Here is an 11,732-nt window from a genome sequence, read left to right as displayed (position 1 = left end):
GGCTGGCTGCTTCGGGGGGCTTGCCTTGGGCAGGGCTGCAGCTTAGGTTGATGACATTGCCCCAGAGGCTGGATCAGCATCTTCATCGATTACATTTTTCATATACGCACCCCGTCTACGAATAATTCTTTATTGAACATCTTTGAACAGGGTTCTGAAAACTGGCATTTTTGTCAGTTGTCTTGATCGTTGAATTAACCATTCTTATACAGAGTTCAGTAACGACATGCTTGCCGGTTCGCTGGGCGCTACATGATCAACCGCCAAGGTGATGAATTTACCTGAATATCATCAGACTTTTCCTACGCCGTTCCATTGCTTATCGACCTAAACTTCGCGCCCTGCCGGTCCAGTTGTTCGGCAGAAACTCAAAGGACGAGAACGTCCTGCTTACAACTGTTCCACAGTGGGGTTCAACATGAAAAAGACGCTCATCACGCTTGCCATCGGGCTTGGCCTGGCCAGCAACGCAGCATTTGCCAATACCGGTTCGATCAATTTCTACGGCCAAGTCCATGCCGGTACCTGCCCGATCCAGATCATCGACCCATCAACAGGTCTGCCGGTGGCCCGCATCAACATGGGTAACGTCAACGTTTCGCAGTTCACCGCCATAGGTGATGAGGCCGCCTCGCGCGCCTTCGGCATGCGTGTCACCCCAGGAGGCGGCTGCGTCGTCACCGCAGGCACCAGCGCCAAGGTCACCTTCACCGCAGCCTACGGTGGCGCTGGTACAGGTGGTGCGTTGTATGCGCTGGAGCCAGGTGGGGCCAACAACCTGGCCTTGACCATCAAGGACAATACTGGCGCACCGGTGGTCAACGGTACGCCTTCCAAGGATTACCCGCTGGATGACACGAACCCCACCACCATGATCTTCTCTGCGGCATACAAATCCATCGGCACCGGCGTCACCGCCGGTACCGCCAATACCGATGTGCAATTTCTTGTCGACATCCCATGAGATAGCGCCCCGGGCGTGCTGAAGCCGCCTGGGGTTAACTCATCCCGTTCAGCAGGTATCGCCAGATGAAGACTCACTTGCGCCGCCTTGGCTGGGGTATTTGCCTCGCAGCCATCCTGCAACCCGCTCAGGCAGCGCTCACCGTCAATACCACACGTATCGTTTTCGACAGCGACAAACGCAGCACTTCTGTGGTTATCGCCAACCCCAGCCCCCGCCCCTACGCGGTACAAAGCTGGGTCAACACCGCCAGGGACGATACCGACACAGCCGTCCCTCTGGCTACCTCGCCAGGATTGTTTCGCCTGGACCCCGGCAAGGAGCAGATGGTGCAGATCAGCCGTCTACCCAACAAGCTGCCTGTGGACCGGGAAACACTCTTCTACCTCAATGTTCAGGAAATTCCCGAAGTAACCCCTGAGGACGTAAACGTACTCAATGTTGCGCTGCGTACGCGCCTCAAGCTTTTCTACCGCCCCAGCGAATTGAAAGATCGGCCCTTCGACCGCATCGGTGAGCTGAAATGGTCCGTGCGCCAAGGCCTTGGGCGTGTCCAGCTAGTGGTAGACAACCCGACGCCCTACCACTATACGTTCGGCCGCCTGGAGGTCAGTACTGCAGGTACGACGGAAGCTATACAGGCCATGGCAATGGCGCCGCCGTTCGGGCAGCAGGTTTATGACCTTGCCCGTATCAAATCGGTAAATGCTTTGCAGTTGACCTTTACCACCATCAATGACTACGGGGTCGCCACCCCGGCGATGCACAAGGCACTGTCGAGCGGTTCCTGAGTTTGCCTGCCAATACATACGAACGAGCCCTCCGGGCTCGTTCGCTATCGTACTTCACAAAAATCGAGGAGCCTTCCATGAAGCCCCTAGTCATTGCCTTCGGACTCGCCATGGCCAGTCAACAGACGCTGGCAAACACCGGCTCGATCAACTTCTTCGGCCAGGTCAGCAGTGGGACCTGTGCGATTGAAATCATCGACCCTTCGACCGGCCTGCCCGCCAGCAGAATCTACATGGGCAACGTGAACGCTGCCCAGTTCAAGCAGGCAGATGATGAGGCCGCGAACCGCGCCTTCGGCTTGCGCCTTACACCCGGCAGAGGCTGCATACTGCTGCCCGGTGCCAGTGCCAGCGTAACCTTTACCGGAAGTTACGGCGGCGCTGGCGCCAGCGGCACACTGTATGCCCTTGAGCCTGGTGGCGCCAAAGGTTTGGCTTTGATCATCAAGGACAACGCAGGCACACCGGTAGATAACGGTATCGCCTCCAAGCAGTACCCCCTGCATGACAGCAAACCTACCGACATGTTGTTCTCTGCAGCTTACAAGGCGACCGCTACCCAGGTAACCGCCGGTTTCGCCAACAGTGATGTTCAGTTCAGGGTGGACATGCCGTAAGCCCCGCAAAAAAGATCGGGCCTACGGCCCGATCTCACTCCCCCTACCTCATGCCCCTTGGCCGGCCAGCCTGTCCAAAGGATCGTAGCTATAGCCGTTGCCATCGTAGCTGCTCAAGCGACCCAGGGCGTCATAGCTCAACGTCTTGCCTTTGTCATCGAGCTTCATGTTGCCGTCATCGTCATATTCCAACGTGAAGTCGGCATAGTCAGCGTGGTTGTTAGTCACGCCGGTCAGTTGCGCAGGGTCTTCATTTTCGAATAGGTAAGTGGCCTCGTTTGCGCCCTTGCTACCGTCTTCTTCCTCAAATTCAGTCAGTACCCAGGTGATGTTATCGAGTGCATCGAACTCGAAAAACTGGTAACGAATAGTCTTTCCGGCCGGGTCTCTCGGGCTATGGGAAAGCAGCCCTTCACAGAAGTATTCCTCCAGGCGGCCGCGCACGTCGTACTTGTACGTTTCCTCACGCAAGGCACTGCCATTCTCGCTCAGCTTTTTGAAGGTGATCTGGTCAAGCACGCTGTATTCCTGCACCAGCTCCTGTACACCCTGCACCCGCAGCCCGGCCTCTTCCACCAGCGCCTGCACAGCTTCGTTGGCGAACGCAAAGCCTTCGATCGGTGCCTCGACCTGGGTGCTCAGGAACACGAACCTGCGCAGACATTCCCGCCCCTGGTGGTCATACTCCAGTTCCGTGGCCAGCCCCTGCGTGCCATCCAGGGTGAGTATGCATTGGGTATTGCTCAACCCATCATAGAAGAACCGGCTGCTGGTGGTCCCCAGCGCAGTCTGCTGTAGCAGGCCACTGGCGTAGTAATCGTAGGTCTGCGTCTGGCCGAGAACATCCTTGTAGAACAACTGGCGCCCCAACAGACTGGTGCCATACTCCATGGCCCAGGTCTCATTCCCGATCGTGCGGGTTTCTTCCTTGATCTGGCCTGTGCTGAAATAGGCCCGGGTCAGCTCCTCCCCCTCCTCCTTGCACCAGGTGAGCCGCGCGTTTTGCGGGTCGAATTGGTAGTCCGCCTGTTTACCCGGAATGCGCCGCACTTCCGGGTCCTCGCCCAACTGCGGAATGTACTGGTATTCGATGACATTGCCTGCAGCCGTCATCACCCTGCTCGGCTTGGACTGGCCAGGTTCATAGTGCATGTTACTTGCCCGCCCTCCGGTGATGGAGGTGATCATGCGGTTCAGGCCGTCGAAAACCTGCTCCCCGAGCACGGCACCCTCGACACTGATACTGGTCGGCAGGTCGTCGCTGCTGTGCACGGCATAATCGCGGTGCACCACGGCCCCGTCCGCCAGCGTCTGGTCGACCGGGCGCCCGAAAGCGTCATAGCTGGAGCGGGTAACCGCTTTGCGTGCATCGACTTCTCGCACATTACGCCCCAGGCCGTCATAGAAGTACTCATGCTTGGCATACAGCTTGCCCGCCAGGTCGAAACGCTGCAGCTGGGCAGGCTGCTCGAACAGGTTCAACCAAGTGATAGCCTTGCCCACGCTCGACGTGCCATCGGCAGATTCGCTCCAGCTGGTCAGGGTGGGCAGATTGCCCTCGGAGTCTTGACCGTCAGGGTTGGACCCGATCGGGTCATGTTCCTCAAACTGCTTGACCCCATCCGGGCCGGTCTCGCAGCGCTGCTGGCCCCAGTCGTCGTATTCATACTGGATCGCCAGCGGCATTTGCTGCTGCCCTTTCCAATCGTATTCGATTGCCTCGGTCAGCTGGCCAAGCTCATCGTAGGTAAACGCATTGCGCGGGCGGAAAACCTGATGCAGCTGGATGTCTTCGGCGTCGGCGTCATGACGTTCCTCACTGACCACTCGCCCCAGGCCATCGATGTACGAGCGAATGGCAACCCCCTTGACGTCCACCCGGCTTTGCAACGCCTTGCCGCCAGGTGCGCTCACAAGGCCATACTCATACACGCGCGTTGCCGTGTACGCCGCTTCATTGGGCGATACCGTTTCGCGAACGACCCGGCGCAGAGCATCGTACTCGTACTCGATTTCGACATCGTTGTCGTCACGATTGAGCAGCGGTTGGCCAATGAGCACCGAATCCTTCAACGTGATCACCTGGCAGACATGGCGCGGCTGGCCGGTCTCGGCGTCGAGCTCGCCATGATCAAAGCCAGTCACCTGCTGCTCGGTCACCAGCGCAGGGTGCCCATCGAGGGCTTCCTTGTTGTAGGTAAAACCGGTCGTGGTAGCTTTACCGCCCATGAGCAACGTTTGCAGCAGCGGACGACCATGGCGCAGCAAGTCGGCGGGTTCATCGATCGAACTCATGGTGGTTACTTGCAGCGCAGCCTGCTCCTCCTCCCCTACCACTTCACACAGGCTTTCCTGGGTCGCGACCAGCCAATTGGACACAGGCAGTGTGGTCGAAGCACCTGGATAGCTGACCCGGGCGAGCGCTTCATACTCAAAACGCCTGCGCAAGACCGGTGCGGACATGTCGCCACCTGATGCCGGATACTCCGTCACACTCTTCTGATTTCGCACGAAACCGTCCGGGTCGGGCGGGCAGCCGTCACCACCTTGGGCAGGGTAATACTCGATGACAGTACGCTGGCCTGAGGGCAGGGTCTGAGCAGTCAAATTGCCATGCAGGTCATACTCGGTCCTGGTGGCAGGCTCGTGACGAACTTTGGAGGCATCCCCTTGCAGCGACCAAGTGCGGTCTTGTTCCAGCGGCAGCTGGAAGTTGCTCGGCTGATTGTCGAACTCCGTTGCCACATTGCCGTGGTACGTCGTACTGCTGGCAAGCTGGTTGTTGCCTTGCAACACAACCTCGCTCACCTGCAGGTGAAAACGGTTGTACGTGCGCTGCGTAGTACGCAACACCTGATCCTTGCCATCCCCACCCTTGCCCCACTGGTGCGCCGTGCTTCCATAAAGGTACGTGGGGCGAGCGCGATACAGGTTATCTTCACCATCGTCACGCCAAGTGACACCGCTGCCGTTACCGACAAAGTTGTTCGGCGCCTGAATACTGTCTTGCAAAATGGTGTAGGTGTAGGTGGTTTTCATCGGTGGCTGGTCAGCACCAGGGTTGACCACATGGGAAGTCACCCGTGGTATGGCTGTACGCGATCCGCCGCCTGGTAGCAGATGGCCTGTATCGCCGCCCTCGCCGTAGCCGATGTCTTCCACGCTACCGTAGGGTGTGGACACCTTGGCCAGGCAGGTCAGGCCAAAGGCAGTGGTGTATTCAAAACGCCAGTTGCCCCCCGCTTCTGCCGGCAAGTCAATTTGGCTCAACGCCCCATTGCGCAAGATGAGCTTGTATTGCGCCAAAGGTTTGTTGGCACCATTGGCATTGGGGTGCAGGTCGAGGGTCACCGTGCTGCCATAACTGATGTTCAGTAGTTCCAGCCCTGTGCCATCGACAATACGTTCCAGCCTTTGGTTATCGGGCGTATAGCTCAGCAGAATACGATGGCCGGAAGCTGCGCGCACCTCGGAAGGCAACGCAACGGCATGCTCACCGACCCCATATACACTGAGGACTTCTTCCATGTACGACTTGTGAACCACCCGAAACTGTTGCTTGTTGCCGACACTGTCATCAAGAAAACGGAAACTTTCGAGCTTTCTTTCCTTGATCCCCGGCTCTGTGCCACTGCCCGTCACCTTGAAGCTTTCTCCTGTGTGAAGCCGCAGCATGCGCGTACCGGGCACGTACTGAGTCAGGTCGATGTACCAACCGCGCCCAAAGCCGACGTCCTGGTCGCTGAACGGGTTGAACACAAGCCGGATCGGCAGTTCTGGCCCCATCTGGTCATTACCGACCAGGGGTGGCAGGTTGATACTTAACGCATACTGGCCGGTGCGCGGGTCGACATTGTTTTGCACAAAGCCAGAAGCATTGAATGCATTGGAGTGGAGTACGGTTTCAATACCCATGTGATTGATTATCCGAAAGGCGTAGTGGAGTGCTCACCTCAGCGCCCACGTGTGCCGAGGTGAGCCCATGCTTAGCGAATGGAAAGTTTCAGGACGTCCCGATGGGTTATTCCTTGCCTTTCTTCTTCCGCCGTAACGGCAAAAGCAAACGTCAGCGGATGCTCGTTGCCCTCCTCATCCAGCAGGGTGAATACCAGGTCCTTTTCAAGTACCTGGCGATAAGCCGGGGCTTCCATCCCGCTCTGCAGAACGAAACCCGTGTCCCGCTGCAGGATGAGCATCAGTTGCCCAGCCCCCGGCTTCGCGCCTTGCACCAGCCTCGGCAGTACATACCCTCGCTGCTTCGCCATGCGGTAGAGCAGCCCGTCAAACAACAGTTCGTCGCGGACCCCGCCATCAAGCGACTGGAACGAGAAACCCGTGTAGCTGACAAAATCGTCGTCTTTGAGTGGTGGCGTCGACGACCCGGGCCTCCACGACCAACGTACACCCGATTTGTTATCGTCATCCCTGATGATCAAGCGTGCGAATTTGGTCACCCGGCCCTCCCTCAGGACGTGCTCGAGCAACCAGTTGTCAGTACTTTTGTCAACGTAAGCGAACTCATCCCCTTCGGACGGAGACTCATCCCCTGCCACGCGGGTACGCTTGAAGGAATAGAGCTCCTGTGTGAAGGAAGGCAGGACCTGCCCCCGCAACTCCAGCCTGCCTTTCTCGCCAAACCCCGACGATGTCACTGTCTTACCCGTCAAGGTATTCTGTATCGAGGCAACAACCCTGATAATCCCTGGCTTACGGGAATGGAGAAAGAACCGGCGGGTTCTGGCCTGCAAGGGCGCGCTCGACCCACCGTTTACAGCAACTTGCCTGCGGATGTTGTTTGCGTACCTGTTTACCGCCCAGTCTCCACCCCCTTGATCGTCGCTGGCCAAGGCTTCTTCCATCGGCGCGAGGAAGGGTAGATCGTTATTGCTGTCGGCATTCAAGAACTTCAAAGTTGCCATATCGGCGTCGGAGATGTCGACCGGTTGACTATTGTGATCATTCGCGGCTGCAACGGTCACCTCGACTTCAATCTGCTGCCAGCCGTTGGCGAAGCACTGGGGCGCACCGAGGACTCTAAGTTCGAAGTTGCCGATGGCCTCCCATGACAACAGCCCGGCTGTTGCCTGCCGACCTTCGCTGAACTCCACGATGGCGTAGCCGGTGCGCTCCACGCCGTCAAAAGCAGTGACCACCGCAATAGGTAATTGTGGGTTGTCCGGAGGCATATACACGTTGCCATCGAACTCACCCTCCCCATTCACAGTCCAGGTCATAGCGCTGCCCAGGTCTTGCGACAAGTCTTTGGACATCACGGTGAACTGCGTGGGTTGAACCGAAAGCGCTTGGGCCACGTGGAACGGAACCACATTCAGGCCTGCATGCCATCTGATCACTACCACCGCAGCTTCAGCGCTTTCTCCGGTCATCCGATTGGTGCAACGGATTCGCTGAACCCTGAAATCGACCGCGCCACTAGGCGGATAGGGCGTGAAAATGGCTCGACCGTCACCCTTGTCATCAAGGTCACCAATCGGCTCGTCCAGCGTCTGAACGCGTTGTTCACCCCCCGAAAGAAGCGCTGCGCCCACCAGCGTCCATTCCAGCCTGCCTGCCTCGACACTGGAGGCGCGGAGCTCGATCGGGTCTTCACCTTGCACCCAGGTGGCAACACGCGGTGCAACCTGCACCGCACGGGCACTTTCCATCACCAAGGCGTGGCTGCGCCCCTCGCCGCCTGCTTCAGGCGAGGTGGCGGTTACCAGCACCATCTGCTGGTCCTCGACGAAACTGGCTGCAGGGCTCGGGCTGTAGCTGGCACCCCTGAATGAGCCGATCGCCGCAGGGCGCTTCAGGTTGATGGCCGACCACTGCACCGGGCCAGTTGCGCCATCGGCAGTGAACGCGATGGTCTGTCCGGCTACGACTTTCGCGAGGGCGGGTTCGACCGTTACGGCGTGCTGTTTTTTCTGCCAGTCGCCGGGCACGACAAGATCGGCTCCGGTTTTTGGTGCCCCTGGAACGAACTCATGGCCACTGGGCAGGCTGAAGGTCTTCAGTACATCCTTGATCTGCCCCGCCCCCAGATCCGCGATATCAGGAACGAGGATCAGGGTACCCGGCAGACCGGCCGTATCCTCGGCGATCGGATAAGGGAAACCGATACCTGGGTCTGGCTGCCCCCCTGGGCGCAGGTCAATCCCCAGCTTCATGAAGACCAGCACCGCACCGTCTCCATGGCGAGGGCTACCTTCGCTTTGCCCCCACGGGGCCGGCATGGTACGCACCATGAACTGGTCCGGGCTCAACGGGTAGTAATCGTCCATGACGAAACTGCCCAGGGTATAGGTGCGCTGGTAAACCTGCATATAGCTGATCGCTTCCTGCAGGCGAAGGCCGATCATGTTGTTGACATAATCGTTTGGCCCCAGGTTGGTGGAAAACTTGACCGCACTGGCAAGATCCAGTTCCAACAAGGTGAACCGGCTCCCCTTCGGCCGGCCGACCCGTAATGACAACGGGGCTTCGACGCGAAAACCCATGGCCTCGGTTATGGTGAAGCTCTCCACGACGCGTTTGGGGCTGCCTGGCAGGTGCACAACTCGCATGTATTCACCTGCGAGAATGTTCATCCGCAACGTCAGGTCCTGGCTGAACCGCGTCGCATTTTCGAAGCTGACCTGGGGCGCGCCCAGTACCAGCCCTTGCAACGAACCGCTGATTCGCTCTCCCTCGTCGAGGTAGGCCTCCAGATTGATAGGGTCCATCGCGCCGAAATTACCGAGAGCGTCGAGGTACTGTTCGCGAAGCACAAGGTCAAGGAGCCGGCGGTCCAGGGCAAGCACGCCCCCCCATCCGAGACGCACCGAAGCTTGCAGATTTGTTTGCAAAGTCGCCTTCTTCATATCACGGTCCATCTCAAACCTCCTTGATGGCTGGATTGAGGATATCGGCGTAACGCCGCACCGGAACGAATGGCAGCGGCAAAACGACGTAGTCGAGGGTATCGGGAGAAACCCCGTCGTCGTAAAATGCCGATATGATCACGTACTGCTCGTCCGCATCGGGCGCGGGCGTGTAGACCCGGGTATCCTGGTCGACGGTTCCGCTACCGCGCAGCACTGTCCACTCGACAGGCTCGGGTACCTCAACCTTTTCATAATTACGGTTGAGCCTGTAGAACGGCAGCGCGACGCTGCCATCGCTCCTGGCTTCTGGCTCCAGCCAGTAATTGGAGTTCTTGGCGCCAACCACCAGCATGTCGATGGTCGCTGCCGCACCTCCGGCAGCCGGGCGGACGGTGACCGGGTCCAGGCGCAGCGCGCCGGCGTGTAGCGGGTCTGATGGGGCAGGAGTGGGCAGTCTCACCGGCGCGGTATACTTGTAACCCTCGGGGTTCAACGGATCGTTATCGGGGCCGACGTTACCCAGCTCGGGGTCGTCCCATATCAGCGCGGCAGAATCTGGTGTGCCCGCACTCAGTGAATAACTTTGGCCCACATTGACCACCGCTACCCATGGGTTCACCGTGACCTGGCTTGGTACAACGCTAACCAACGCCCTGCTCACCAGTTCGCCACTGGTGGCCGTCACGATCAACCGGCGGTAGCCTTCAGCACGCAGCGCATCATCCGATGGCGCCGTATATCGCCCCGTCGATGGATCGTTGAACGCCCCAGTTTCGCCGGTTTCGCCCGGGAGGTTTTCCACTTTCCAGGTGACACCACCTGTTGTACCGTCGGCGGTGAACTCGATCACCTGCCCGCTTGCAACGATGGGTTCCTGAGGGCTTATAACCAGCGTGGTGCGCTTGGGCGCCAGGTTGCCGAGCAGGGTCAAGTCGGTCGGCATGGCCACGTCGCGCGGTTCGACGACGTTATCGCCACGGAAAAGCAAGTTGTTAAGACGCAACGCGTCGATTTCGAACGTGATATTCTTGAAGTCGTCGAATCGCGCTTGATACCGTGGGTGCAGTATGCCCTCCAACTCAGCTTCTATTTCTCTTGCCATGTCACGCCAGCGATCTTTGTCTGAGCCGCTACCAATATCAATGGTAAACTCCGCAGAAAAATCGAACTGCTCCAATTCAAAAACCAACTTCGCCTGCCCATCCACCTTCTTGATTACAAACTTAAATCCTACATCAGCCTTTACATCCGCATAGACACCAAACGAGTCTGACCCGCTCCCCCACTTCGCCGTCCAGGTAGCAGCAACCGAACCAATACGCGCGCTCGAAACAAGTGTTCCCTTCAACGACCTCTGCTCGAACAGCAACTCATTGCCGCTGGAAAAAAGCACAGGAGAAAGATTATCGAGGTTCAAATGATTTTCCCAATACTCCGACCCCAGCCCCCCACTTCTTTTTTTTGCCAACGAAACCGTCTCATTGGCGACAACCTCTGAATTGGCTACAAGTTTAAAGCGTTCGCCGGCCAATGTTTCTACATCAAATCGTCCTTTCGTCATTTCAAGCTGTTCAAAACCCAGCTTAAAAATTTGATTGGCCAAGAATTTATTCGAAAAAACCAGGTTACTGGTATACGGCTCTGGGGCCTCAGGCAACATGTACAGCATCGCCGCATCATCATGGGGGTAAGTGCCGGCTGCACTGCCTTTCATGGCAACGAACACAACCACTGCGCCGTCACCATAACCCTCACTGCCGAGCACAGTCGCCCCAGGGGCAGCATGGGTGCGAAGACCAAAGACACCAGGATTGATAGGCGACCCCTCGTCAACGACCATCTCGCTGAGCGGGAATTGGGTGATTCTTTCATTTTTTTCACTCCAGGCGTCGAACACGTCCTGGAAATACAACCCCAAGCGCTGCCTCTCAAACTCAGTGCCCCCTCCACTGAACTGATGGTCGAATGCGTCATTCAAATCAAGCAAGACTTTGCCGTTACTGTCGACCGAGCCTGCCACGGCCTCCAGCCGGATATTCATATCCAGTAGACCGCGCGTGGCAGCGTTATAGACCGTCAGGGCTCCAACGCGCCTGACAGGTTTACCATCGAGGAACCTTTCGATCACTTCGATGTGCTTACCGCCCACCAAGCGCATCTGCAACTTGCCTTTCGAGTCCTGGATACTTGCGTTTTCGAAAGACAGCCGTGGCTTGTCAAGTATGAGGCCTAGCAAGACATGCTCGATGCCATTACCTACATCAACGCTGCCATCGGGTAGCGCAGGGAAGAACACATCTTCGATATCGACCCGGTCAATGTATTCCTGCGTCAGCAGGGCATTGGTAGCGCCCCGGTCAAACACCAGCAGCGCATCCCACTTCAGGGTTTTTGCACCCTCGTCCATCTCGGCAAGAAACTCCTCAAGCGATTGAGCGCTGACGGCTTGAGTCAGTGCAGGAATTTTACTGTTCATCAGAGTTGATCTCCATGT

The 11,732-nt window shown here is 57.7% G+C and carries 6 protein-coding genes; 3 read left to right on the top strand and 3 right to left on the bottom strand.

The annotated features are described in order from the left end of the window. Positions 1 to 418: 418 nt before the first annotated feature. From ACEWE8_RS22950 to ACEWE8_RS22940, 3 genes are all read left to right on the top strand, one after another. Entirely contained in the window at positions 419 to 964 is a 546-nt protein-coding gene (locus ACEWE8_RS22950) for a fimbrial protein (protein WP_046786701.1), read from the top strand. 65 nt (positions 965 to 1,029) lie between these two features. Then, positions 1,030 to 1,755: a molecular chaperone gene (locus tag ACEWE8_RS22945; protein ID WP_046786575.1), complete on the top strand. Its 726-nt coding sequence runs from the start codon at positions 1,030 to 1,032 to the stop codon at positions 1,753 to 1,755. Positions 1,756 to 1,832: 77 nt separating this feature from the next. Then, on the top strand, positions 1,833 to 2,372 hold the full coding sequence (locus ACEWE8_RS22940; RefSeq protein WP_046786576.1) for a fimbrial protein: 540 nt from the start codon (positions 1,833 to 1,835) through the stop codon (positions 2,370 to 2,372). 48 nt (positions 2,373 to 2,420) lie between these two features. Here the strand turns inward: ACEWE8_RS22940 and ACEWE8_RS22935 are convergent, their stop codons facing one another. The 3 genes from ACEWE8_RS22935 to ACEWE8_RS22925 form a co-directional block, all read right to left on the bottom strand. Then, positions 2,421 to 6,287, bottom strand: a complete 3,867-nt coding sequence (locus ACEWE8_RS22935; protein WP_395589372.1) for a sugar-binding protein — start codon at positions 6,285 to 6,287, stop codon at positions 2,421 to 2,423. A gap of 71 nt (positions 6,288 to 6,358) precedes the next feature. After that, the gene (locus ACEWE8_RS22930) at positions 6,359 to 9,247 is read right to left on the bottom strand and encodes a hypothetical protein (protein WP_395589371.1); all 2,889 of its coding nucleotides are present in this window, start codon (positions 9,245 to 9,247) and stop codon (positions 6,359 to 6,361) included. A 1-nt stretch (position 9,248) separates the two neighbouring features. Further along, positions 9,249 to 11,714 carry a hypothetical protein gene (locus ACEWE8_RS22925; RefSeq protein WP_046786579.1) on the bottom strand — a complete coding sequence of 822 codons (2,466 nt, stop codon included), beginning with the start codon at positions 11,712 to 11,714 and terminating at the stop codon, positions 9,249 to 9,251. Between the last annotated feature and the right edge of the window lie 18 nt (positions 11,715 to 11,732).

Origin of the sequence: Pseudomonas sp. TR47 (genome assembly GCF_044143025.1) — a bacterium.
Lineage (GTDB): Bacteria > Pseudomonadota > Gammaproteobacteria > Pseudomonadales > Pseudomonadaceae > Aquipseudomonas > Aquipseudomonas putida_E.
This window is presented reverse-complemented; position numbering and strand designations above follow the sequence as displayed.

What these genes read in the sequence shown, in the direction of transcription:
- ACEWE8_RS22950 (WP_046786701.1), top strand. Translation starts at nt 419, where the DNA reads ATGAAAAAGACGCTCATCACGCTTGCCATCGGGCTTGGCCTGGCCAGC.
- ACEWE8_RS22945 (WP_046786575.1), top strand. Translation starts at nt 1,030, where the DNA reads ATGAAGACTCACTTGCGCCGCCTTGGCTGGGGTATTTGCCTCGCAGCC.
- ACEWE8_RS22940 (WP_046786576.1), top strand. Translation starts at nt 1,833, where the DNA reads ATGAAGCCCCTAGTCATTGCCTTCGGACTCGCCATGGCCAGTCAACAG.
- ACEWE8_RS22935 (WP_395589372.1), bottom strand. Translation starts at nt 6,287, where the DNA reads ATGGGTATTGAAACCGTACTCCACTCCAATGCATTCAATGCTTCTGGC.
- ACEWE8_RS22930 (WP_395589371.1), bottom strand. Translation starts at nt 9,247, where the DNA reads ATGGACCGTGATATGAAGAAGGCGACTTTGCAAACAAATCTGCAAGCT.
- ACEWE8_RS22925 (WP_046786579.1), bottom strand. Translation starts at nt 11,714, where the DNA reads ATGAACAGTAAAATTCCTGCACTGACTCAAGCCGTCAGCGCTCAATCG.